The sequence below is a fragment of the Chitinimonas taiwanensis DSM 18899 genome (assembly GCF_900119825.1).
Taxonomy (GTDB): domain Bacteria; phylum Pseudomonadota; class Gammaproteobacteria; order Burkholderiales; family Chitinimonadaceae; genus Chitinimonas; species Chitinimonas taiwanensis.
On record NZ_FPKR01000007.1, the window covers coordinates 19,214 to 40,977 of the forward strand.

A 21,764-nucleotide genomic window follows, 5' to 3' on the forward strand; every position below is an offset into this window, starting at 1 on the left:
GTTGTCAGTCCAGTAATTGCAGGCGGGCCAGCAGCAGCACGCTATCGGGCGCCAAGCCCACCAGCTCGCCGCACAGGGTGTCGCCAGGGCCGATTTCCAGCGTGTCGAAGGTGTTCAAGGTATAGGTGTCGCAGGTATCACCACGCAGCTCGATGCTGCCGGCCGCGCAGAAGGCGAGCAGGAAGTCATCATTGGCGGCCAGGGTTTCGCGGCGGCTTTCACCCTGGGCCAGGTCCTGGCGCACCAGCCGGCCCTGCACGCGACCACGGCGCAGCATCAGGTTGAAGTCGCGCGTCGGGCCATCGAACAGTGCGCAGTACAGCGCGTCCTCGCCGGCAAAGCCAAACGGCTGGTAGCGCTGCAGATCATGGCGAGCGCCATCGTCCCAGCGCAGGCGCATGCCTTCGCCGTCCAGCAGCACGATGCTGCGCTGCACGCCGGCAAACACCGAGAACGCCCCGTCCTGCTCCACATCCGCCAGGCTGATGCGCCAGATGAAGTCATTGAGCCCGCTGCCAGCCGGGTAGCTGGCGATTTCGCGCGTGACCCCGCCGCCGTTTTTCCACGGCATGGGGCTCAGGCTTGGGTGCGGGATCAGGCGGACAGGACGGTGCATGGTCGGTTTACAGGTCAAGGGAAGGCAGGTTCAGACCTGCCTTGTATGCCGTTTGTTTCGCCAGCTCGTAACCGGCATCCGCATGGCGCATCACCCCGGTGGCCGGATCATTGAACAGCACGCGCTCTAGGCGCTTGGCGGCCGCATCGCTGCCATCGGCCACGATCACCACCCCCGCATGCTGGGAGAAGCCCATGCCCACGCCACCGCCATGGTGCAGCGACACCCAGGTCGCGCCGCCCGCGGTATTGAGCAGGGCATTCAGCAGCGGCCAGTCGCTGACCGCATCGCTGCCATCCTTCATCGCCTCGGTTTCGCGGTTGGGGCTGGCCACCGAGCCGGTATCGAGGTGATCGCGACCAATCACCACTGGCGCCTTCAGCTCACCGTTCTTTACCATCTCGTTGAAGGCCAGACCCAGACGGTAGCGGTCTTGCACCCCTACCCAGCAGATGCGCGCCGGCAGGCCCTGGAAGGCAATCCGCTCGCGCGCCATATCGAGCCAGTTGTGCAGGTGCGCGTCGTCGGGGATCAGTTCCTTGACCTTGGCATCGGTCTTGTAGATGTCTTCCGGGTCGCCGCTGAGCGCCACCCAGCGGAACGGCCCCTTGCCCTCGCAGAATAGCGGGCGGATATAGGCGGGCACGAAGCCTGGGAAATCGAAGGCGTTCGCCACGCCCATATCCTTGGCCATCTGGCGGATATTGTTGCCGTAGTCGAGCGTGGCCGCGCCGCGGCTTTGCAGGGTCAGCATCGCCTGCACCTGCACGGCCATGCTTTGCTTGGCCGGCTGGGTGATGCTGTCCGGTGCCTCACGGCGCGCGGCCTGCCACTGCGCCATGCTCCAGCCCTGCGGCAGATAACCATTGATCGGGTCGTGCGCGCTGGTCTGGTCGGTCACCACATCGGGGGTGATACCGCGTGTGACCAGCTCGGTGAACACGTCGGCTGCATTGCCCAGCAGGCCGACCGATACCGGCTTACCGGCCAGCTTGGCCGCCTCGATCATTGCCAGCGCCTCATCCAGGCTGTGCGCCTTCTGGTCGAGGTAGCGGGTCTTCAGCCGGAAGTCGATGCGCGTCTCGTCGCATTCGACGGCAATCATCGAGAAACCAGCCATGGTGGCGGCCAGCGGCTGGGCGCCACCCATGCCACCCAGGCCCCCGGTCAGCACCCAGCGGCCCTGTGCCACGCCGCCAAAATGCTGATTGGCCACGGCATAAAAGGTCTCGTAAGTGCCCTGCACAATGCCCTGGGTGCCGATATAGATCCACGAGCCGGCCGTCATCTGGCCGTACATCATCAGGCCCTTACGGTCGAGTTCATGGAAGTGTTCCCAGTTGGCCCAGTGCGGCACCAGGTTGGAATTGGCGATCAGCACACGTGGCGCATCGGCATGGGTGCGGAATACGCCAACCGGCTTGCCGCTTTGCACCAGTAGGGTTTCGTCGTCATTGAGCTTGCGCAGGCTGTCCAGAATCCGGTCGAAGCTGGCCCAGTCGCGCGCGGCGCGGCCTATGCCGCCGTACACCACCAGCGCCTGCGGATGCTCGGCCACCTCGGGGTCGAGATTGTTCTGGATCATGCGGTAGGCCGCTTCGCTCAGCCAGTTCTTGCAGCTGAGCGTGTTGCCGCGCGGTGCGCGTACGGTGCGACTGGTATCGAGACGGGGGTCCTGGCGATCGGCAGACATGCGGCTTCCTCGAAGAGATAAAGACAATGCTGCGATCATGCGCGCGGCCAAGTTGTATAGTCAAGTGGTGTGCGCAGACTGAGCCAAACCCAGGCCCGATCTGCTTGGCGGACGCGATGACGTGGCCGGGTAAACCCGTCGCGCAATCAACCATTTAGCGCCGACGCTTAAGCAAAAACGCTTAAGCCTGTATAGTGCCGGGGTGCAAACCGGATGGTTTTGCCCAATCGTGCTCGGTTGGCTTCCTCACGGCCTCTGCCGTTCCGCCTGTTTAGCCAGCCGTTTCGCACCCGTTTCCGGGGTCGACGCCAAGCATGCGGCGACCAGCACAATGGCACGGCGCCTTGCCGGGCCTGGCGCAGAAGGCATCAGCCCCTGCCCGAACCCAACCTCAACCTAAGTTAGCCCAGTCGCCGCCCCAGCCCGGCGCGACACAGGAGAAATTGGCAGCATGGCAAAAGAAGAACTGATTGAACTGGATGGTGTCGTTGTAGAAGTACTGCCGGATACCCGCTTCCGCGTGAAGCTGGATAACGGCGTGGAAGTGATGGCCTATGTATCGGGCAAGATGCGTATGCACCGCATCCGCATCCTGGAAGGCGATAAGGTCACGGTGGAACTGTCGCCTTACGATCTGACCAAGGCCCGCGTGAGCTTCCGTCACAAGGACGAACGCGCCGCCGGCGCCGGTGCGCCGCGCCCCGGCCAGTTCCGCCGCCGCTAAGCTGTGCGACGCAAGTCATGAAAAAGGCACCCTCTAGGGTGCCTTTTTTGTTTGCGGACCGCGGCCGGCTTAGGAGCGCAGTAGCGATAGCACCTGGCGCGGGCTGGCATTGGCCTGGGTCTGCACCGCGAGGCCGGCTTCGTTGCGTATGCGTTCCTGGGCGAGGCGTGAAGCAGTGGCTGCATAGTCGGTATCGGCAATCCGGCTGCGTGCGGCCGACAGGTTTTCCGCGCCGCTTTGCAGATTGGCGATGCTAGCCTCGAAGCGGCTATTCAGCGCGCCTAGCGAGGCACGCTGCTCATTCAGACGGCTGAGGTCTGCATCGATTTGTTCGAGCGCTGAACTCGCGCTGCTTTCCGAGGACAGGTCGATACGGCCATTGCTGCTATTGAGCCCGCCCTCGGCGGCGCTGGCGGATAGATTACCCAGCGATAGGCTGATCCGGTCACTTGGGTTGGCGCTTGGGCCGGCTTGGATGCTTAGTTGATTGCCCTGGAACAGCGGCTGGCCATTGAAATTCGCATTGCGCAAAGTGCTATTGCTGGCCTGACTGAGCGCATCGACTTCACCCTGGATGGCTGCGCGGTCGCTGCTGCTGAGCGTGCTATTACCGGCCTGTACGGCCAGCTCGCGTATGCGCTGGGTATTGTCGGTGACGGTGCTTAGCGCGCCTTCAGCCGTTTGCGCGAGCGAGATGCCATCGTTCAGATTGCGTGCGGCCTGATTGCTGCCGACGATCTGCGCGGCGAACTGCTCGATGATGGCGCTGGCGGCCGGGTCGTCCGCGGCGCGGTTTACGCGCTTGCCGCTGGCCAGTTGCTCGATCTGGCGCTCTTGAGCCTGCTGGGTACTGTTCAGTGTGCGCTGCCCGCTCAGGGCGGTCGGGTTGCTGTTTACGCTATTGATCATGATGCGGGTCCATTCGCTTGATGCGTATTCGAGCAACCTTACGCCGAGGCGTTTCAGCCCGGGCGGCTTTCCCGACCGGCGGTTAGGTGCACGCCACCGGCTGGGCCGGGTGGCGCGCGGCTCGAGCGCTGCGCTAGACGAAGCCCAGATTACGCACCGTGAAATTGCCCAGATTGGGCAAGAGGCTCAGCACCTGGGCGTCGCTCAGACCCATCCAGCGCGCCAGGGTGGCGATGTACTGGTCGACCGATTGGGTGGGAATCCAGCGCCCCTGGTATTCCCAGCTGTTTACGCCGAAGTCGTCCGGTCCGCCCAGCGCGAGTTCTGGGAAGCTACCGTGCAGTTTCCCGCCCTGCACCGCGCCACCTATCACCAGCTGGTGGTTGCCCCAACCGTGGTCGGCGCCACCGCTGGAGTTGGGTTTGAAGGTGCGACCGAAGTCGGACAGTGTGGCCGTGGTGACACTGTCCTCCATGCCCAGTAGCACCATGGCTGCCTGGAAGGCCGCCAGTGCGGGGCCCAGCTCGGCGAACAGATCGCCCTGGCGGGTCAGCTGGTTCTCGTGCGTATCGTAACCATCCTGCGCGACCACGAAGACCTGACGGTTGCCGCCCACGCTCTGGCGATTGGCGATCATCTTCGCGACCTGGTAGAGCTGGCGCGCGATATCGCTGTCCAGCGCGCCGCTGAGGTTCTGGAAAGGGCCGTTCAGAATTTCGCTCGGGTTATTGCTGGGAGAAACCTTGAGCAGCGGCGCCAGGCTGGCGCTGCGGCTGAGCGCGGTGTTCTGGATGCCGGCGAAGGCGTTCATCAGCTTGTTGCTGCGTGGCGTGCTGGCCAGGGTCTGCAACATGGCTTTGCGCGCCGGATGCCCACCCCAGTTGCTGGCGAGGCCGGCGGGCGCAAAATCGCTGCCTGGGCCGGGCAGGGCCAGGGTGGAGCGTGCGCTGCCTATGCCCAGGCGGCCGCTATTGCCGAAGGCGAACACCGGATCGGGGCCAAGTGCTTCGGCCAGCCTACCGCCCCAGCCCGTGCGGCCGAGTACCGAGCTGCCGCCCGATTGCCACAGGTTCTGCTGGTCGGAATGCGAGAACAGATTGTCGGGCAGGCGCGCGGTCTTGCTGACCAGATCGGCGCGGGTGGTCGGGCGCACCAGCGGGCCGACATTGCTGACCACGCCGAGGTCGCCGCGACTCCACAGCGGCTCGAGTGCGGCCAGGGCCGGGTGCAGGCCGTACTGCGCACCAATCGGCACCAGGCTGGCCTTGGGCAGCGCCAGTACGCCGCGCACGCTTTGATAGGCGCTGTAACGGCTATCGGTGGGCACGATCATATTCGCGCTGTCATTGCCGCCAAACAGCTGCACGCACACCAGCGCCTTGTAGCTCGGGTCGCCGGCCGCATGGGCCGGGATGCTCATCAGCGCCTGCAAGCCACCAAAGGTGCCCAGGGCCGAACCGCCCATCAGGGCCTTGAGAAGATCGCGTCTATTCATCGTTGCACCTGATATTCGGGACTGGCCAGCACAAGGTAGACGGCCGAGCGGGCGCGCTCTTCACGCCAGGTCGCGCCATGGTTTTTTTCATTCCATACCCCGACCGCGTCCACAATGCCGGTCTTGATATTGGCCGGCAAGCCGCCGGTAACCAGCACCTTGTCGAGCGAATCGACCAGTAGGGTCGGGTTGTCGGCCAGGGCCAGCCAGTTGCTGCCATTGATCTGGGTGCCGGTGGCGCCGGGGCGGTCGTCTTCCGCCTGCAGACCGCCCCAGTACAGCATGGCGGTAGCCAGGTTCAGGCGCGCCAGCGTGCTATTGGCGTTCTCGATGGCGAAGGCTGGGCCCACGACATCGGTGCCGGGCAGCGGGTAGTCAGGCGGATAGAAGTTGAATACCGAGTTGGCATTGAACACGATCTGGCCCAGCTCATTCCCCCACCACCAGTAGAAGTTCGCACCATCGCTGCTGGCATTCAGCGCGCGCAGCATGCCGGCGATGTACTGGGCTGGTTCGCGCAGGCGGCCATAGTTCGGGTCGCTGTTCTTGTTGTCACCGCGCGCCTCCGGGTCGAGCAGGATGGCGGCGAACAGCGCCTGCATATCGCCACGCACGCCGCTGCCGAAGTCATAGGCCTTGCCGCTGACAAAGGCTTGCGACACACGCGCCACATAGGCGGGGCTCGGATTGCTGGTGACCAGGTGCTGGATCAGCTGCTTGCCAATGAAGGGCGGCAGATTCGGGTGCTGGTAGAGCGCGTCGATCACCGCATCCAGCGCCTGTTCGGGTGTGCGGCTGGCGGCCAGCGTGCCGCCGCCGGGCAGCTTGCGCTCAGTCTGATCGTGCTCGGCCGCAACGGCCAGCATCTGGCCGCGCAGATAGGTAGGATTCTTCCAACCGCTGCTGCCCCAGGGGCTGACGCCGCCGGCCGGATAGGTCCAGCCGGTCAGCGCGAAGGCCACATCGCGCACGCCGTTATTGTCATAGGTCGCCACGCACTGGCCGCCGGGCAGCGTGCCGTCGGCATTCAGCTGGCAGGGGCCGATGCTGAACAGCTGCAGCAGCTCGCGCGCGAAGTTCTCGTTCGGGTCAGCCTTGCTGTTATTGACCAGGTTCAGATACGTGCCCATGACCGGGCTGAGCGTGACCGATTTGAGTAGATCACGGAAATTGCCGAAGGCTTTGTCGGCCAGCATCTGCTGGTATTCGCGCAGGCCGTAGGTGCCTTCCACCTCGGCATTCGAGACCACGAAGAGCTGGCTGAGCGCCAGTGCCGCGCGTTGGCGCAGCTGGTCGGGGCCGTAGAGGGCATTGCGGTAGAACTCGCGCGACAGCGGCTCTGCCGAGTAGTACTCGCGCCAGCAGTTATTGCGCGCATAGTCATTCGGGAAGCCGCTGAACTGCTTACAGAAGTCCTTCAGGCCGGCCTTGTGGATCGCATCGGAATAGCCGGTACTGTACAGATTGCCCTTGGCCTGGAACTGCGAGGCCAGCCAGGGCTTGAAGCCGACCGTACGCAGGCTGTCGATATTGGCTTGAGTCGGGCCGAAGGTGGCCTGGCTGAGAAAGCGCTGCGCATCAGCTTCGCTCGGCGGCGTCAGGCCGCTTGGCGGGGTGGGCGTGGGCACCGTGGTGCCGGGGTCGGCTGGGCTGCTGCTATCCCCACCACCGCCGCCACCGCAGGCGGCCAGGGAAAGCAGCAGGGCAAGCAGGAGCCCCTTCTGTAAGGGGGCGGCATGGCGGGCTGGCAGCATAAGGCGTCTATCCATGAAAGCGGCCCGCGCTGGTCGCGCTAGCCTGGGCATCGTGCATTAGCGGCGCATGATGCACGGCTTGGTGGATTATGACTACGGCATTTTGCACGCCAACCCGATCCAGGCGACCAGCGGCTGCTGGCTGCCGCCCAGCGTGGCCCGGCGCTATCGGGCGGCGTCTGCCAGCAGACTGCGCATATCGGCCAGCACGGCACTAATCGCTGTCGCATCCCAGCGTGCTGCGTCGTAGTTGACGTTGATGCCCAGCTGCCCGTGCAGGGTGGCCACGGCGCTGAACAGCGGCTGGCCGGGCATGGGGAAGAGTGCGAAGCCGGCTTCATCCAGCGCCAGCGGCAGATTGCTCGGTGGTGTCAGGCGGCCGACATTGCTGAGCAGGCTGTGCTGCGGGCTGGCGGCCAGTATGTGCGCAAACTGGGCAATGCCTGCGTCGGAGGCCGGCAGGCGTGGTGGGCCCGGCATCAGCTGGAAGAACAGATGACCGTCTCCACGGTGCAGACAGTGCTGGATATCGGTGCTGAGCAGGCGCCCGAGCGACCACAGGTCCTCATGCGGCGGCAGCTGCAGACGGCTGCTGAGCAGGCTGACGGCAAAGGCCGGCGTATGGTCGGGCAGGGGCGGCGTGCAATGTGCGCGCAGATCGACCGGGCTGGTCAGCGCCAGCGTGGGCGCCGCCTGTGGCCCAAAGCGGCCTGCCAGTGCGCGCAGCTGGGCCGCGCCGACCACGCCATGCACCGAGGTAGCGGCAGCACGGGCACGCGCCGCCAGCCGCGTGGTATGCGCCGCGTCCAGCTCGATGCGTTGGCTGCGCGGCAGCATGGCCAGGCCTGGCCGTGCATCGTAGCCGGGCTGGTCCTGCGGTTTGCCGAGCGGCGCAAACTCGGCCTTGCGTGCGGCTTTGAGCGCTGTGAGAGCAGCTTCGCCAGCCGCGCCGCGCCATTGCGGCGGAAAACCGGCATGTAGGGGTGGTAAGGCGCTGCGCGTCTCGATAGACAGGGCGGGCTGCCCTGCCAGCTGCAGCACTTCCCACAGCAGGGCGAAGGCCGAGCGCCCATCGGCAATGCTGTGCTGAAAGATCAGCGCCAGTCGCCAGCGCCCATCATCCCAGCGCTGCCAGCGTGCACGTAGCAGGGGTGCCGCAGCCAGTGCAAAGGGTTGCACGATCGCATCAGCCAGATCCTGACGGCCGTCGTCCTCGGGCAGCACGCAGTCCAGCTCAAGGTCGCCGGCCTGGGGCAGAAAGTGCAGCGCCTGCGCGGCATCGCGCGCAATGGCAACCCGCAGCAGCGGGTGGGCGGCCTGCACGCGCTGCAGGGCCGCGCGCAAGGCGTCTTCCTGCAGCGGTGTGCGGCTGTCGGCATACACGGCGAAATTCATCGACGACACCTGATCGAGCATCCAGAACAGGCTTTCGGCGGGGTCGAGCGGGCGGGGCAGGGTCATGGCGGGCTCCGATCAAGACCGAAATCATGTTCGAGAGAACACGCTGCCGACAAGCGTTATATATCGCGCCGCGCTGTTACACTCGCGCGCTTCTCCCGGCCCGAGATGGCGCCCTATGCTGCTTTCCTATGATCTGCTCGCCCTGGCGGCGGCAGCCTGCTGGGCCCTCGGTTCGGTACTGGCGGTTGGCCCGGCCCGCCACCTGGGTTCGCTGGCCTTTAATCGCTGGCGCCTGGCCATCGTGGCCAGCGCGCTGTGGCTGTTCACCGTGCTGGCGGGTGGCTGGCAGAGCCTGACGCCCGGCCTGATCGGCGCGATGGCGCTCAGCGGCCTGATCGGCATCTTTATCGGCGATACGGCGCTGTTCGCCGCCATGAACCGACTCGGCCCGCGCCGTACCGGCGTGCTGTTTGCCAGCCATGCGGTGCTCACCCCTTTACTCGGCTTTGTCTTGTTTGCCGAAACCCTGGGAGGGCAGGCCCTACTGGGAGCTGTGTTGACGGTGGCCGGGGTGATGACGGCGGTCTTCCTGGGGCGCCGCGCCGAGGAAACCCATGAGTGGGAAGCCGATCGTGGCGATGTACGCTTGGGCGTGGCGCTCGCGCTCCTGGCCGCGCTATGCCAGGCCGGCGGCACCCTGGTGGCCAAGCCGGCCATGGCCAGCGGCGTCGATCCGGTCGCGGCCGCGGCCGTGCGCATCAGCACCGGCTTTCTCTTGCATGCCTTGCTCCTGCTGGCGGGGGTGCGCGCGGCTCAGGCTCACCACCCGCTGACCGCCACCGTGCTGCGCCAGACGGCCACCAATGGCCTGATCGCGGTTGGCCTGGGCATGACCCTGGTGCTGGTGGCGCTGGAACATGGCAATGCCGGCATGGTGGCCATCCTGTCTTCGGTGTCGCCGGTGCTGGTGCTGCCGCTGCTGTGGTGGCGCTTGGGTCGCCCGCCAGCCGCTGGTGCCTGGTTGGGCGCCTTGCTGACGGTGCTGGGTACGGCGCTGATCCTGGCGCGTTAAGCTTCCCAATCTGCAAAGCGGAGACTCGCATGCTCTATATCCATGTGCCCGAGCAGGGCGACCACTGGCAGGCCTTGCTGCAGGCAGCCTTGCCTGAGATGCCGGTGCTGGCGGCACCGAGCGAGGTTGATACGGACCAGGTGCGCTTTCTCGCCACCTGGCGCCCGCCCGAGGGCCTGTTCGCGCGCTTTCCCCGTCTGGAGGCAGTGTTTGCGCTGGGTGCCGGCGTCGATCGTTTCCTGGCGCGGCCTGATCTAGATCCGGCGGTCGCCCTGATCCGCCTCAGCGATGCCGGTATGGCGCGCCAGATGCTCGAGTATGTGCAGTTCGGCCTGCTGCGTTTCCAGCGCCGCATGGATGAATACCGTGCGCTGCAAACCCAGGGCAGCTGGCAGGTGCTGGCACAGCGCGATGCGAGCGAGCTGCGCGTCAGCGTGCTGGGCTTGGGAGCGATCGGTGGTCAGGTCGCGCTGGGCCTCGCGGCGGCTGGCTACCGCGTCAGTGGTTGGAGTCGCAGCGCTAAGGCACTGCCCGGTGTGCGCTGTCTGCACGGCGAGGCGGCACTGGATACGCTGCTAGGCGAAACCGATGCGCTGGTGATGATCTTGCCGAACACCCCGGCCACGCGCGGCCTGCTGGATGCGCGCCGCCTGCAGCTGCTGCCATCGGGCGCCATCGTGATCAATGCCGGGCGCGGCGAGCAGCTGGACCTGGACGCGCTGCTGGCCGGCCTGCGCAGCGGTGCACTGGGCGGTGCCCAGCTGGATGTGTTTCCCGAGGAGCCGCTGCCGGCCGAGCACCCTGCCTGGCAGACGCCGCGCCTGCATATCACGCCGCATGTGGCCGCGATGACCTTGCCGGCACCGTCGGCCCTACAGGTGGCGGCTAATCTGCGCGCGCTGCTGGCGGGCCAGCGCCCCCAGGGTCTGGTCGATCGAGCGCGCGCTTACTAACGCAAATGCCCGATGTAGCGGCTGCTGGCATCCGCCGCGGCGGGGCGGGCCAGGTTTTCCTTGATCTGCTCGAGCAGTGGCTTGTGCGCCATCGTCTTGGGCTGGCTGAACAGGGCCTGCTCGAAGCGGTTGACCGCCTCGGCCAGCTCGGCCGAGCTGTCGCCGCGCGCGAGGCGGATGATCTCGCGCGCATAGTCTGGATTACTGACCATCCATTCGGGGTCGGTGATGCGGCCTATCTTGCGCCGTATCATCACGTGCAGATGGGCCGCCAGGGCCAGCAGTTCATTGTGCGTCATCGTGTGCACCTCGCTTGACTGGCACCGGTCGCGATCGGTTTGCCCCACCGGGTGGGGCAGGATGAGCGTGTGCCGGCGCTAAGATCCGGCGCCGCGGGCTGCCGCGGCGCATTGCCCACCTCTGTTCAATCCAGCCGCTCGCCATGCTGGGACAGGTCGAGGCCGAGTAGCTCCTCGTCCTCCGGTACGCGCAGGCCGACGATCAGGTCGACCAGCTTGAGGATGATGGCGCTGGCCAGCAGGCTGTAGGCAAACACCGCGCCCGCGGCGATGGCCTGGGTGGCAAGGTCCGCCGTTACGCCACCGATTTCCTTGCGCGCGAACACGCCGGTCAGCAGCGCGCCGACCAGACCGCCTATGCCATGCACGCCCCATACATCCAGCGAATCATCGGCGCCCAGCAGGCGCTTGAGGCCGGTGGCACCCCAGTAGCAGGCTACGCCTGCGGCAAGGCCGATCAGCAGCGCGCCATTGACTGCCACGAAGCCGGAGGCCGGCGTGATGGCGACCAGGCCTGCCACAGCGCCCGAGCACAGGCCCAGCATGGACGGTCGGCCGCGCACCAGCCACTCGGCCAGCATCCAGCCCAGCGCGCCGGTGGCGGCGGCCAGGTGGGTGACCAGCAGGGCCATGCCGGCCCGACCATCGGCCGCACCGGCCGAACCGGCATTGAAGCCGAACCAGCCCACCCAGAGCAGTGCCGCGCCGACCATGGTCAGGCCCAGATTGTGGGGAATGAAGGCTTCCTGGCCCCAGCCCTGGCGCCGCCCGAGCATATAGGCCGCCATCAGGCCGGCTGCCCCAGCATTGATATGCACGACGGTGCCGCCGGCGAAGTCGAGTGCGCCCATGCCGGCCAACCAGCCACCCGGCTCCCATACCCAGTGGGCGACCGGCGCATAGACGAGCAGCGACCACAGGGTCATGAAACAGAGCAGGGCGGAGAAGCGCATGCGCTCGGCAAAGGCGCCGCAGATCAGCGCTGGGGTGATGATGGCGAAGGTGAGCTGGAACAGCGCGAACACCGACTCGGGCACGGTAGGCATCAGCGGATGCACCGACAGCTGGCCGGCTTCCTTGAAGTAGATGAGACCTTCGAGCATCCATCTATCCAAGCTGCCCAGCCAGGGTGAACCGGGCGTAAACGCCAGGCTGTAGCCCACCACCACCCAGAGCACCGACACCAGCGCGCAAATGGCGACCGCCTGGCTCAGCGTGGCCAGCACGTTCTTCTTGCGCACCATGCCGGCATAGAACAGGGCCAACCCAGGCAGGGTCATCAGCAGTACCAGGGCGGTAGCCATCATCAACCAGGCGGTATCGCCTGCGCTGATCTGGCTGGCCGGCACCACGACGGGGCCGCTGGCCTGGGCGGTAGAGAAGACAAGCACCGGCGCAAGGCCGGTACGCAGTAACACAGCAGCAAACGCTGGCAGGCGAGGCAACATCGGCAATACCCCCTGTTATTGGAATCGACCCTCGTGGGCCCAGGGGTTTAGCAGGAGCTATGCCATCTGCGGGCATGGTTGCAAATGATTGAAATGGCAGGGTTTTTCGTGTTGGTTCGAGCACTGCGTCGGGCTGCCGAACCGGCTTGGTGCGTGCTGGCGTGCGCCGACTGCTGCCATGGTGCGCGCGGGCCCGCCTAGTCGGTCATCTCATAACTCATCTTCAGGATACCGGCCAGCAGGCTGGCCCCCAGCGAGATACCGATGCCCCAGGCCAGGTATTCCCAGTGGTCAATGGCCAGCGCCAGCCCTGGCACCTTGAACAGCCCGCTCTGTTCGAGCAGGAAGGCGAGGAATAGGCCGATGGCGCCAAATAGGAGCAGCAGGGTCAGCTTGAGAAAGCGGCCGGCCCAGCGGTCGGCGCGCTCGGCCGGCGTGGTCTGGCGGGCGATCAGATCGGCCAGTGGGTCCAGGTGCGGGGTAGTCATGGCTTGCCTTGATGGGAGTCGTGCTGCCCGCAGTCTAGACGCTGGCGCCGCGTGCGACAGGTCGGTTTGCATCGGCGCACCACTCGCTCCAGGAACCTGGATAGAGCCGGCTGCCAGGCAGGCCCGCCAGGTCGAGGGCGAGCAGATTGTGGCAGGCGGTCACGCCCGAGCCGCACTGTTGCACGGTGTCGTGTACATCGCGGCCATCCAGCAAGGCCAGCCATTCGCGGCGCAGCTGCTCGGCCGGTTTGAAGCAGCCGTCGACATCCAGATTGAGCTGGAAGAAGCGGTTCAGGGCGCCGGGGATGTGGCCGGCCACTGGGTCCAGCGTTTCGCCCTCGCCGGCAAAGCGGCCCGGCGCACGCGCGTCGATCAGCACGAAGTCCTGCCGGTCCAGATTATCCAGCACGGTATCGGCATCCACGCTCCAGGCTGCTTGCGGCTGCGGCTGCCAGCTACTGGCCTGCGCGCTGGGTACTTGGGTGCTGAGTGGACCGCCCGCACGCAGCCAGGCCGGTAGCCCGCCATCCAGTACCTGCACTGTGCTGAAGCCTAGCCAGCGCAATAACCACCAGGCCCGTGCCGCATACATGCCGCCTTGCGCGTCGTAGACCACCACGCGTCGGCCGGTGTCCAGCCCCAGGCCGGCCAGACGGCTGGCCAGCTGCTGTGCATCGGGCAAGGGGTGGCGGCCGTTGCGACCAGTCTTCGGGCCGGACAGGTCCTCGTCCAGGTGCAGGAAATGCGCGCCGGGCAGATGGCCTTGCGCATAAGCCTGGCGGCCGGCTTCGGGCTGGCTCAGGTCATGGCGGCAGTCAAACAGCAGCAGCTCAGGCTGATCGAGCAGGGGCAGCAGGGCTTGGGCCGAAATCAGGGCGGACATGGTGTGGCGTTCTCGCTGGCAAGAGGGATGGGGCGGTGTGGCAGGGCTTGTGGCGTAAATCACGCGGCTTTGAGTGTAATCGGCCCGCTCGCTGCGTGGATGAGGCAAATTCATCGGCCTGTCGTTTAGGGATCAATATAATGCGGCGCTGATATGACGGTGCACCCGCCTACCCCTGGGTGCGCTCTGCACCCGGGCGACGCGCCCGGCGTGACTGCACACACTGATCGGGTGCCCCCACCACGCCATGACCGCCAGCCTGCTGACGCCTTTCCCGCCCCTGTTGCAGGCCCTAAGTTTTGGCCTGTTCGCCATGGCCGTCGTACATGTCTGCCAGCGCCTGGTGGAGCGCTCGGCCATGGTGATCGGGTCGGCAGCCCGCCATGTGGCCTTTTCACGTGCGGCCATGGGCATCGGCTCGATGGTCTGGGCGCTGGATGCGGGCGGCATGTTTATGTATCCGGGTCGGTTGCCCCAGCCGGCGCAATTGGCGCCGTCGATTGCCGCGCTGATCATCCTGGTCGCTACCTGCCGGTTGACCGTGCCGGCCCTGGCAGGTACCCGGCGCAGCATCTGGGTGGCGCTGGCCGCCATCGGCCTGGCACTGGGCATGCTGCTTGGCCATCTGGTGCTGGTCAGCAGCTTTGGTGCCCAGCTGGGTCAGTTCAATTGGCAGGCCGCGCTGGCCGGGTTGTTGCTGGCCGGCGTGCTGGCCACCTCGCTGGCTCTGCGCCACCGTTCGGCCCGTTTGCGCGCGATCCAAGCGCAGTTCCAGCCGCTGGGCTGGCCGGACAAGGCCCTGGCCGCGCTGGCCATCGTGCCGCTGCATTGGCTGCTGATGAATATGCTGCCCCTGCCCAGCCAGCTTCCAGCCGCGGCGACCGAGGGCATGCCACTGCTGATCACCCTGGTGCTGTTCGGCATGCTGATGGCGCTCGATTACCTGCGCCACCTGCCCAGCGATCTGCAGGCCGATGCCGCCGGCAAGCTGCCCATGCCTTATGGTGGGGTGGAAAGCATGGTGCCGGCCAGCCAGCAGCTGGCCATCCTGATCGAACATCTGCCGCGCCTCTTGTCCAGCGCGGCGCTGCGCCTACATTTCCAACCGATTGTGGATACCCAGGGTGAACTGCGCCGCCTTGAGGTATTGAGCCGCATTGACGACACGCTGCTGGGCCGCGTGCATCCCGAGCGCTTCTTCCGCGCCTGTGACCTGGCTGGGCTGACCGTGCTGGCCGACCGCACCGTGCTGCTCGGCGCGCTGGCCCACGTGCATGCCTGGCAGCGCGGGCAGGGGCCGCGCCTGTGCATCACGGTGAATGTCGCGCCGCAGACCCTGCTGGACGCTGGCTTCGAAGCCTGGCTGTTGCACCAGTTGCATATGTATGCGATCGAGGCCTGGCGCTTGAAACTGGAGCTGACCGAGCATGCGCTGATCGCCAATGCCGGCGCCATGGGCGATGCGCTGCGCAGCCTGAAGCGGGCTGGCATCGGCGTGTTGATGGATGATTTCGGCGCCGGCTACTCCTCGCTTGGCCTCTTGGCCGACCTGCCCATCGAGGGCATCAAGTGTGACCGTCAGCTGATCCATGCCCTGCCCACCGACCGCAAGCGCCAAGTACTGCTGCGCCATGCCTGCCAGCTGGCGCGTGAGCTCGGTCTGAGCGTAACGGTGGAGGGGGTGGAAAGCGCCGAAGAGGCGCTCTGGGTCAGGCGGCTGGGGGCGGAATTGCTGCAGGGCTTTCATCTGGCCAAGCCGATGGCGGCCGAGTCCCTGCTGGCTTGGCATGCACAACAGCAGCCGTCGCCAGTAGCGCAGGCGCAGGTAATACCTACGGTCTAGCTGCAGCCAGCTCGGCGCGCGGGCGCGCCGGCAGGGTGGCCAGCAACACCCCGAGCAGGGCGATGGCAAACGCCAGCAGCTGTAGGCCGCTCAGGGTCTCGCCCAATACCAGCACCCCGACCAGCGCGGCGGAAATCGGCAGCATCACCGTGAACACCCCGCCCTGGCTGGCCGGCACGCCCTTCAGGCCGGTCATCCACAGCCACACCGTCCATACGCTGGCTGCCAGCGAATAGAACAGCAGCAGCACCCAATGGCCAGCCTGCACGCTGGCAAAGTCGAAAGACCACGCGAAATACAGGCCAAGCGGGGTCATCAGCACAAAGCCCCAAAGATTGATCAGGGCGGTGATGCGCTTGGGGCCGATGCTGCCGGTCAGCTTCTTGCCGATCACCGCATAGGCGGCCTCGCAGATCACCGCACCGAAGACCAGCAGATTACCGAGCCAGGCCCGATCGGCAGCTGCGCTGCCGGCCGCATGGCTGGGCTTGGCCAGTGCCAGCAAGCCTATGCCCAGCCCGGCGCAGGCTACCGCCGCCCAGACTCGACCGGAGATGCGTTCCTTCAGGAAGAACCAGCTGAGCAGCGCCACCACCGCCGGAATCGCCGCCATGATCACGCCGGCCGATACCGCCGAGGTCAGGCTGACGCCGAACAGCATGCAGATGCTGAACAGGAAATTGCCGAGGAAGGATTCGAGAAACAGCAGCTTGCGCGTCTGCGCGCTCATCGGCGCCTCGCTGGCCGGCTTCCTCAGCCAGTGCAGCATGGCCAGCCCGCCGATGCCAAAGCGCAGCCAGGCGAGCAGGAACACCGGCAGCGCCGCCACCAGCGGCTTGGACAGCGCAACATAGCTGCCAACCAGCGCCATGCTGGCAGCGAGACAGAGATAGGCGAGGGGGCGGTTCAGCATGGTTTGGCGAGTAATCCGGGAAAGAGAATGGCGTGAAGCAGTAAGGGGTGATACAGATAATTCAATAAATTGGAATGCGAAATAATACCCGTGTCTATCTGGCCTAACCCGTCTTTTCAAGTGCCTTGGCTTGTGCTTGCTATTTAAGGCTGAAGGCTGCGTGGTTAATCCGCGCTTGTCGGAGAATTTGACATCAGGATATTTGAAGTTTTACTGGGTCAATATAAATCAAGCACTTGTCTGGTATTTATTCGCTGGCAAGCTATTTGCTGTAAGGCGCCGGTCGCTAATTTTCTGCCACACGGAGCCATTGATAATATGAATAAGCGTTTTGCAGTTGCTGGGGCCTTATTGGCCCTATCCATCAGCGGTGCAGCCCAGGCGCTGACCATCGATACCAATATCGGTGCGAATGCCAGCGAAGCTGCCACCAATCTGACCAATGCCTATCTGGCCCCATCGTCCGGCATCAATGTGCTGTCGTCCAGCTATGTCGGCCAGCTGACGTCGCCGCAATCGGCCACCTATAGCGGTTTCAACCTGACTTCCAGCCAAGGCGGTCCGAATCTGCAGATCGGCAATGGCATCTTCCTGACCTCGGGTCGTGCCGATATCGCCCAGACCAATAACGATGCTTCCTTCGATGGCAACCTGGGCACGGCGGGCGATGCACAAGCCACCGCCGAACTGATTGCCAAGGGCGCACCGGCCAGCGACACCCGCGATGCCAACTCCTTGACCATCGAATTCACCGTCGATCCCGGCGTCAACCAGATCAGCTCGAGCTTTTTGTTCGGCAGCGATGAGTTTCCCGATCAGGGCGTGACCGACTTCTTCATGTTCTTCATCGACGACGTCAACTACGCCTTCTTCAATGACGGCAGTCTGGTGTCCTTCGTGAACGGCGTGAACTCGGCCAACTTCGTGAACAATCAGGTGGGCAGCGGCAACTACGGTATCGAATACGATGGCCTGTCGCTGAGCCTCGGCATCACCGGCAATCTGGATCTGAGCCGCTCCGTGCACACCCTGAAGGTAGTGATCGGCGACACCTCGGACAGCATCTACGATAGCGGCGTCTTCCTGTCTGGCCTGAAGGCCGGCACCGGCACCAATGTCGGCGTCTGCGGCGGCCCGAACCAGCCGCCTTGCGATGTGCCCGAGCCGGGTAGCATGCTGCTGGTCGGCATCGGTCTGGTCGGCCTGCTTGCTCGTCGTCGTGCCAAGCAAGCCTGAGCGTATAGCTAGGGCAGTAAAAAAGGCCGCATTGCGGCCTTTTTTTATGGTCTCAGCACGCGCGGCGTATGCGCGCTTCAGCCCTTGAGCAGCAAGCAAATCGCCTGCGCTTCAATGCTCTCGCCCTGTCCAACCGGGCCGAGCTTCTCATAGGTCTTGGCCTTCACATTGATCTGGCTCGCGTCCACGTCCAGGTCCAGGGCCAGGTTGGCGACCATGGCCGGGATATGCGGCGCCATCTTGGGCGCCTGTACCAGGATGGAGGCGTCCACATTGCCCAGTGTCCAGCCACTGGCCTGCACACGCCGGTAGGCCTCGCGCAGCAGGGCGCGGCTGTCGGCGCCCTTGAAGTCGGGGTCGGTATCGGGGAAGTGGCGGCCGATATCGCCAAGGCCGGCGGCGCCGAGCAGCGCGTCGGTAATCGCGTGCAGCAGCGCATCGGCGTCGGAGTGGCCGAGCAGGCCTTTCTCGAACGGTATCGTTACCCCGCCCAGTATCAGCGGTCGGCCTGCAACCAGGCGGTGTACATCCCAACCCTGACCAATACGGAAGTTCATGCGCTTGTCTCCAGAGAGCATCAGGCCGAGGTGGCGGCCTGCAAATATAGGGTGGCGAGGGCGAGGTCGGCCGGGTAGGTGACCTTGATATTGCGCTCACTGCCCATGATCAGGCGTGGCGCCAAGCCTTGGGCTTCGAGCGCGCTTGCTTCGTCAGTGATGTTGCTGTCGGCGCAGCTGGATAGCGCCGCCAGCAGCGCGCCATGGCGAAACATCTGCGGGGTCTGTGCGCGCCAGAGTTGCTCGCGGCTGACGGTGGTGGCTACCCGCTCGGCCGCATCGGCGCGCTTGAGCGTATCGGCCACCGGCACGGCCAGCAGGCCGCCGACCGGGTCGCTCTGCAGGCTGTCGATCAGGCGTATGACATCGCCCGCTTGCAGGCAGGGACGGGCGGCATCGTGTACGAGCACCCAATCCGCCGCATCCAGTGTGCTGGCCAGCTCGCGCAAGCCATTGCGCACGGTTTCCGCCCGACTGGCACCACCACAGCGCAGTACGCGCAATTTCTGCGCGAGTGCGGCATGGCCAGGATGGGCATGGTCGCCAGGGGCGGCCAGCGCGGTTTCCACCAAGTCGAACCATTCGTCCTCGGGCGACAGCACCACCACCACCTGCTCAATCTGCGCCACCGTGGCCAGCGCGCGTAGCGTGTGCAGCATCAGCGGTTCGCCCAACAGGGGCAGGTACTGCTTGGGCGTGCTGGACGCCATGCGGCTGCCCGAGCCGGCGGCCGGCAGCAGGGCGATGAAGCGACTCATGCCGCGGCGTCCTGCTTGGGCTCCAGCGTGCGCCACAGGCAGCTACCCTTGACGGTCTTGTCCAGCGTGTCGAGGTAGCTGTCGTGCTCGCTCAGCTCCTCGGCGCTCGCACGCTGCACACGCAGCGGGCCGCGCTGGGTGGTCTGGCTCAGATTCAGCTGCTGCTCGTTGGCCTCGTTCTCGGCCGGCGCGAGGTCGATCAGCAGGCTGTCCTGACCACGGGTCATGCAGAGATAGACTTCGGCCAGCAGCTCGCAGTCGATCAAGGCGCCGTGCAGGGTCCGCGCGCTGCGGTCCACATCGAAGCGGTCGCACAGCGCATCCAGGCTGTTGCGCTTGCCCGGGAACATCTCCTTGGCATCCTTGAGCGTATCGATGATGCCGCTCACATAGTCGGTGATCTTGCCGCGACCCAGCCGCTCGAGTTCCATATTCAGGAAGCCGACGTCGAAGGGCGCGTTATGGATGATCAGCTCGGCATCGCGTACGAAGTCGAGAAAGTCGTCCACGATCTCGGCGAACTTGGGCTTGTCGGCCAGGAACTCGGTCGACAGGCCGTGTACATTCAGCGCGCCTTCTTCCGAGTCGCGCTCCGGGTTGATGAAGCGATGCAGATGGCGGTCGGGCTTGGACAGCTTGCGGTTGACCATTTCCACCGCAGCGATTTCCAGGATGCGGTTGCCATCTTCGACGCGCAGGCCGGTGGTTTCGGTATCGAGAATGATTTGACGCATAGGGCTTTCGAACGCAGCAAGGCGCGCTTAATCGGCGAGGCTGTCCAGCTGCAGATTGTCGTCGTAGTGATAGAGCAGCAGGAAGTCATCCCAGCCTTCTTCGCCAGTGCACATGGCCATCGAGGTGGCGCGCAACATATCGCCGAAGGGGCTGGCTGGGTAGAAGGCTGTCTGGAGGATCGGCCAGAGCGCCTGCGCGTCCTCGGTCTCGAACATCAGGTTCAGATAGGGGCCATCATCTTCGCCTGCCTCAAGCTGAAAGGCGCTGATCAAGGGCTTGTGGATACGCAAGGCATCGCACACGGCTTCCACTGCCGTTTGGTCGAACTGGGCGACGCGGTCGGGTTGGATCTGGATGCACAAGGTGGTCATGTAAGCTCCGTTTCAGTGGGGTGGCCACGGGCGATGAAGGACTGCACGACACCGCTATCGTCGTCTTCCTGCCAGCGGCGTTCCTGGTAATCGCCGGCGCTGTATTCGGCTACCACCTTGCGCCAGAAAGCCTGGGCTGCAGGGTTGGCATCGATCTGGCGGACTTCCCAGGGACCGGGAAAGCGGTCGAACAGCGAAATGGCGGCGGCGCGGCCCACCCCAAGGCGACGCAGACCGCGCAGCACGAAAAACTGCAGCACATCGTGCACGCCAGGCCGGCCATCCAGCTGGCTGTGATCGGCCACGATGGCAAAGCCGGCCGGCTTGCCGGCGTGGCGGATGATCAGCGTAGCGTGCACATCCAGGAAGTACTGCTCGAACTGTGCGTCGTTCAGGAAGTAACCGCCCTCCTTTAGGCTCAGGCTGGTCAGCTCGCTGAAGTCGTGCGAGTAGAGCAGTTCCAGGCTGCGCAGCAGCGGCCGATCGGCTTCGCAATAGGGGTGCAGGCTGGTGCTCATCATCCGCGCAGACTGGCCACGCCCTTATTGGCCAGCGCATCGGCCCGTTCATTCCCGGCGTGGCCGGCATGGCCCTTGACCCAGGCCCAGTCCACCTGATGCTGGCCGCGCGCGGCATCCAGGCGTTGCCACAGCTCGGCATTCTTCACCGGCTTCTTGTCGGCCGTTTTCCAGCCATTGCGCTTCCAGCCGTGTATCCAGCTTTCGATGCCGTTCTTCACGTATTGCGAATCGAGCCAGACCTTGACCTTGCAGGGGCGCTTGAGGGTTTCCAGCGCCATGATCACCGCCATCAGTTCCATGCGGTTATTGGTGGTATCGCGCTCGCCACCGAACAGCTCTTTTTCCTGGCCCTTGTAGACCAGCAGCGCACCCCAGCCGCCTGGGCCAGGGTTGCCCTTGCAGGCGCCGTCGGTATACGCCACTACGACGTCATCGCTCACTTCTTCTTGCCCTTGGCCTTGGCGGCAGCGGCGGCCACGCTGGGCGGCACATAGGTGTAGCGGTACTCGTCGCTCTTGCTGCCCTTGAAGTTGTCCGCATTCGGCACCAGCGCTTCCTGCTTGAAACCCAGCGATTCGAGCAGGGCTATCGAGGCAGCATTACGGGTGTCGACGAAGATCTTGAAGGACTCGGCCATGAAGGGGCCTTCCAGATGCTCGCGCAGCTTGGTCACGGCTTCCTTGGCATAGCCCTTACGCTGATGTGCGGCGAAGATGAACCAGGCCATGGTGGCGGTATTGTCTTCGTCCACCGTGGCTTCCACTACACCTACATATTCCCCGCCACTGAGGCGTACGGCCCAGTTCAGCCACCACTCGTCGCCATCGGGCGAGCTGCGGCTTTCCAGACGCTTGTAGCGCGTCTGCAGTGCTTCCAGCGACGCGGGCGGGTTTTGCGGGATGAACTGGTACAGCGCTTCATTGCTCAGGCCGGCCAGCAGCTCGGCGGCATGCGCGGCGGTAATCGGTTCGAGCGTCAGGCGCTGGGTGGTAAGAACAGTATTGGCTGCGCTCATGGTATTTCTCTTCAATCAGGACAATCGGCAAGGCGCCCGCAGGCGCCGAAAAAAATAGCTGGGTCGCGCCCGCAGGCGCC

General features: G+C 65.1%; 23 protein-coding genes. 5 read left to right on the forward strand and 18 right to left on the reverse strand.

Translation table 11 applies throughout. From position 1 onward, the window contains the following. Positions 1-4: 4 nt before the first annotated feature. Positions 5-616 (reverse strand): HutD/Ves family protein, encoded by a 612-nt coding sequence (locus tag BT173_RS09665; protein WP_084658392.1) that lies wholly within the window; start codon positions 614-616, stop codon positions 5-7. A gap of 7 nt (positions 617-623) precedes the next feature. Further along, on the reverse strand, positions 624-2,309 hold the full coding sequence (gene hutU, locus BT173_RS09670) for a urocanate hydratase (RefSeq protein WP_072428451.1): 1,686 nt from the start codon (positions 2,307-2,309) through the stop codon (positions 624-626). 451 nt (positions 2,310-2,760) lie between these two features. On the opposite strand from hutU, the gene infA reads away from it, so the two are divergent. Further along, entirely contained in the window at positions 2,761-3,033 is a 273-nt protein-coding gene (infA, locus tag BT173_RS09675; protein WP_072428452.1) for a translation initiation factor IF-1, read from the forward strand. A gap of 69 nt (positions 3,034-3,102) precedes the next feature. Here infA and BT173_RS09680 read toward each other — a convergent pair whose 3' ends face one another. From BT173_RS09680 to BT173_RS09695, 4 genes are all read right to left on the reverse strand, one after another. Beyond that, complete coding sequence (locus tag BT173_RS09680; RefSeq protein WP_072428453.1) at positions 3,103-3,942, reverse strand: flagellin N-terminal helical domain-containing protein; 840 nt, start codon at positions 3,940-3,942, stop codon at positions 3,103-3,105. Between the two features lie 133 nt (positions 3,943-4,075). Further along, positions 4,076-5,437, reverse strand: coding sequence for a DUF1501 domain-containing protein (locus tag BT173_RS09685; protein ID WP_072428454.1), 1,362 nt, complete (start codon positions 5,435-5,437; stop codon positions 4,076-4,078). After that, entirely contained in the window at positions 5,434-7,191 is a 1,758-nt protein-coding gene (locus BT173_RS09690) for a DUF1800 domain-containing protein (RefSeq protein ID WP_175545585.1), read from the reverse strand. Before BT173_RS09690 ends, BT173_RS09685 begins: the two co-directional genes overlap by 4 nt. Positions 7,192-7,356: 165 nt before the next feature. After that, entirely contained in the window at positions 7,357-8,652 is a 1,296-nt protein-coding gene (locus BT173_RS09695) for a phthiocerol/phthiodiolone dimycocerosyl transferase family protein (protein WP_072428456.1), read from the reverse strand. 115 nt (positions 8,653-8,767) lie between these two features. Here BT173_RS09695 and BT173_RS09700 point away from each other — a divergent pair, with 115 nt between their 5' ends. Together BT173_RS09700 and BT173_RS09705 are read left to right on the forward strand one after the other, a co-directional pair. Further along, positions 8,768-9,664, forward strand: a complete 897-nt coding sequence (locus BT173_RS09700; protein ID WP_072428457.1) for a DMT family transporter — start codon at positions 8,768-8,770, stop codon at positions 9,662-9,664. Positions 9,665-9,693: 29 nt separating this feature from the next. Beyond that, the gene (locus BT173_RS09705) at positions 9,694-10,617 is read left to right on the forward strand and encodes a 2-hydroxyacid dehydrogenase (RefSeq protein WP_072428458.1); all 924 of its coding nucleotides are present in this window, start codon (positions 9,694-9,696) and stop codon (positions 10,615-10,617) included. Here the strand turns inward: BT173_RS09705 and BT173_RS09710 are convergent. The 4 genes from BT173_RS09710 to BT173_RS09725 form a co-directional block, all read right to left on the reverse strand. Continuing rightward, positions 10,614-10,916, reverse strand: coding sequence for a hypothetical protein (locus tag BT173_RS09710; RefSeq protein WP_072428459.1), 303 nt, complete (start codon positions 10,914-10,916; stop codon positions 10,614-10,616). The genes BT173_RS09705 and BT173_RS09710 overlap by 4 nt on opposite strands. A gap of 125 nt (positions 10,917-11,041) precedes the next feature. Further along, positions 11,042-12,364, reverse strand: coding sequence for an ammonium transporter (locus BT173_RS09715; RefSeq protein WP_072428460.1), 1,323 nt, complete (start codon positions 12,362-12,364; stop codon positions 11,042-11,044). A gap of 197 nt (positions 12,365-12,561) precedes the next feature. After that, positions 12,562-12,852, reverse strand: a complete 291-nt coding sequence (locus BT173_RS09720) for a hypothetical protein (RefSeq protein WP_072428461.1) — start codon at positions 12,850-12,852, stop codon at positions 12,562-12,564. 34 nt (positions 12,853-12,886) lie between these two features. Then, the gene (locus tag BT173_RS09725) at positions 12,887-13,735 is read right to left on the reverse strand and encodes a sulfurtransferase (RefSeq protein WP_072428462.1); all 849 of its coding nucleotides are present in this window, start codon (positions 13,733-13,735) and stop codon (positions 12,887-12,889) included. A 247-nt stretch (positions 13,736-13,982) separates the two neighbouring features. Here BT173_RS09725 and BT173_RS09730 point away from each other — a divergent pair, with 247 nt between their 5' ends. Further along, positions 13,983-15,578, forward strand: coding sequence for an EAL domain-containing protein (locus BT173_RS09730; RefSeq protein WP_072428463.1), 1,596 nt, complete (start codon positions 13,983-13,985; stop codon positions 15,576-15,578). On the opposite strand, the gene BT173_RS09735 is transcribed toward BT173_RS09730, so the two are convergent. Continuing rightward, positions 15,568-16,491, reverse strand: coding sequence for a DMT family transporter (locus BT173_RS09735; protein WP_072428464.1), 924 nt, complete (start codon positions 16,489-16,491; stop codon positions 15,568-15,570). The two genes, BT173_RS09730 and BT173_RS09735, sit on opposite strands and share 11 nt — an antisense overlap. Positions 16,492-16,809: 318 nt before the next feature. Here BT173_RS09735 and BT173_RS09740 point away from each other — a divergent pair, with 318 nt between their 5' ends. Further along, a complete protein-coding gene (locus tag BT173_RS09740; RefSeq protein WP_072428465.1) occupies positions 16,810-17,727 on the forward strand; it encodes a choice-of-anchor L family PEP-CTERM protein in 918 nt (305 codons plus the stop codon). A 77-nt stretch (positions 17,728-17,804) separates the two neighbouring features. On the opposite strand, the gene ispF is transcribed toward BT173_RS09740, so the two are convergent. From ispF to BT173_RS09775, 7 genes are read right to left on the reverse strand one after another with little or no spacing between them, the layout of a single operon-like run. Next, positions 17,805-18,284, reverse strand: coding sequence for a 2-C-methyl-D-erythritol 2,4-cyclodiphosphate synthase (gene ispF, locus BT173_RS09745; protein WP_072428466.1), 480 nt, complete (start codon positions 18,282-18,284; stop codon positions 17,805-17,807). A gap of 20 nt (positions 18,285-18,304) precedes the next feature. Further along, positions 18,305-19,042, reverse strand: coding sequence for a 2-C-methyl-D-erythritol 4-phosphate cytidylyltransferase (ispD, locus tag BT173_RS09750; RefSeq protein WP_072428467.1), 738 nt, complete (start codon positions 19,040-19,042; stop codon positions 18,305-18,307). Further along, a complete protein-coding gene (gene dnaQ, locus BT173_RS09755) occupies positions 19,039-19,776 on the reverse strand; it encodes a DNA polymerase III subunit epsilon (RefSeq protein WP_072428468.1) in 738 nt (245 codons plus the stop codon). The genes ispD and dnaQ overlap by 4 nt, the downstream gene beginning before the upstream one ends. A 27-nt stretch (positions 19,777-19,803) precedes the next feature. Continuing rightward, on the reverse strand, positions 19,804-20,148 hold the full coding sequence (locus BT173_RS09760) for a hypothetical protein (RefSeq protein ID WP_072428469.1): 345 nt from the start codon (positions 20,146-20,148) through the stop codon (positions 19,804-19,806). Continuing rightward, positions 20,145-20,666: a GNAT family N-acetyltransferase gene (locus BT173_RS09765; protein WP_072428470.1), complete on the reverse strand. Its 522-nt coding sequence runs from the start codon at positions 20,664-20,666 to the stop codon at positions 20,145-20,147. Before BT173_RS09765 ends, BT173_RS09760 begins: the two co-directional genes overlap by 4 nt. Next, a complete protein-coding gene (rnhA, locus tag BT173_RS09770; protein ID WP_072428471.1) occupies positions 20,666-21,109 on the reverse strand; it encodes a ribonuclease HI in 444 nt (147 codons plus the stop codon). Before rnhA ends, BT173_RS09765 begins: the two co-directional genes overlap by 1 nt. Then, the gene (locus tag BT173_RS09775; RefSeq protein ID WP_084658394.1) at positions 21,106-21,684 is read right to left on the reverse strand and encodes a GNAT family N-acetyltransferase; all 579 of its coding nucleotides are present in this window, start codon (positions 21,682-21,684) and stop codon (positions 21,106-21,108) included. The genes rnhA and BT173_RS09775 overlap by 4 nt, the downstream gene beginning before the upstream one ends. Between the last annotated feature and the right edge of the window lie 80 nt (positions 21,685-21,764).

Bases quoted from the DNA above. Each gene is read 5' to 3' on its own strand.
- BT173_RS09665 (WP_084658392.1), bottom strand. From the start codon at position 616: ATGCACCGTCCTGTCCGCCTGATCCCGCACCCAAGCCTGAGCCCCATG.
- hutU (WP_072428451.1), bottom strand. From the start codon at position 2,309: ATGTCTGCCGATCGCCAGGACCCCCGTCTCGATACCAGTCGCACCGTA.
- infA (WP_072428452.1), top strand. From the start codon at position 2,761: ATGGCAAAAGAAGAACTGATTGAACTGGATGGTGTCGTTGTAGAAGTA.
- BT173_RS09680 (WP_072428453.1), bottom strand. From the start codon at position 3,942: ATGATCAATAGCGTAAACAGCAACCCGACCGCCCTGAGCGGGCAGCGC.
- BT173_RS09685 (WP_072428454.1), bottom strand. From the start codon at position 5,437: ATGAATAGACGCGATCTTCTCAAGGCCCTGATGGGCGGTTCGGCCCTG.
- BT173_RS09690 (WP_175545585.1), bottom strand. From the start codon at position 7,191: ATGCTGCCAGCCCGCCATGCCGCCCCCTTACAGAAGGGGCTCCTGCTT.
- BT173_RS09695 (WP_072428456.1), bottom strand. From the start codon at position 8,652: ATGACCCTGCCCCGCCCGCTCGACCCCGCCGAAAGCCTGTTCTGGATG.
- BT173_RS09700 (WP_072428457.1), top strand. From the start codon at position 8,768: ATGCTGCTTTCCTATGATCTGCTCGCCCTGGCGGCGGCAGCCTGCTGG.
- BT173_RS09705 (WP_072428458.1), top strand. From the start codon at position 9,694: ATGCTCTATATCCATGTGCCCGAGCAGGGCGACCACTGGCAGGCCTTG.
- BT173_RS09710 (WP_072428459.1), bottom strand. From the start codon at position 10,916: ATGACGCACAATGAACTGCTGGCCCTGGCGGCCCATCTGCACGTGATG.
- BT173_RS09715 (WP_072428460.1), bottom strand. From the start codon at position 12,364: ATGTTGCCTCGCCTGCCAGCGTTTGCTGCTGTGTTACTGCGTACCGGC.
- BT173_RS09720 (WP_072428461.1), bottom strand. From the start codon at position 12,852: ATGACTACCCCGCACCTGGACCCACTGGCCGATCTGATCGCCCGCCAG.
- BT173_RS09725 (WP_072428462.1), bottom strand. From the start codon at position 13,735: ATGTCCGCCCTGATTTCGGCCCAAGCCCTGCTGCCCCTGCTCGATCAG.
- BT173_RS09730 (WP_072428463.1), top strand. From the start codon at position 13,983: ATGACCGCCAGCCTGCTGACGCCTTTCCCGCCCCTGTTGCAGGCCCTA.
- BT173_RS09735 (WP_072428464.1), bottom strand. From the start codon at position 16,491: ATGCTGAACCGCCCCCTCGCCTATCTCTGTCTCGCTGCCAGCATGGCG.
- BT173_RS09740 (WP_072428465.1), top strand. From the start codon at position 16,810: ATGAATAAGCGTTTTGCAGTTGCTGGGGCCTTATTGGCCCTATCCATC.
- ispF (WP_072428466.1), bottom strand. From the start codon at position 18,284: ATGAACTTCCGTATTGGTCAGGGTTGGGATGTACACCGCCTGGTTGCA.
- ispD (WP_072428467.1), bottom strand. From the start codon at position 19,042: ATGAGTCGCTTCATCGCCCTGCTGCCGGCCGCCGGCTCGGGCAGCCGC.
- dnaQ (WP_072428468.1), bottom strand. From the start codon at position 19,776: ATGCGTCAAATCATTCTCGATACCGAAACCACCGGCCTGCGCGTCGAA.
- BT173_RS09760 (WP_072428469.1), bottom strand. From the start codon at position 20,148: ATGACCACCTTGTGCATCCAGATCCAACCCGACCGCGTCGCCCAGTTC.
- BT173_RS09765 (WP_072428470.1), bottom strand. From the start codon at position 20,666: ATGAGCACCAGCCTGCACCCCTATTGCGAAGCCGATCGGCCGCTGCTG.
- BT173_RS09775 (WP_084658394.1), bottom strand. From the start codon at position 21,684: ATGAGCGCAGCCAATACTGTTCTTACCACCCAGCGCCTGACGCTCGAA.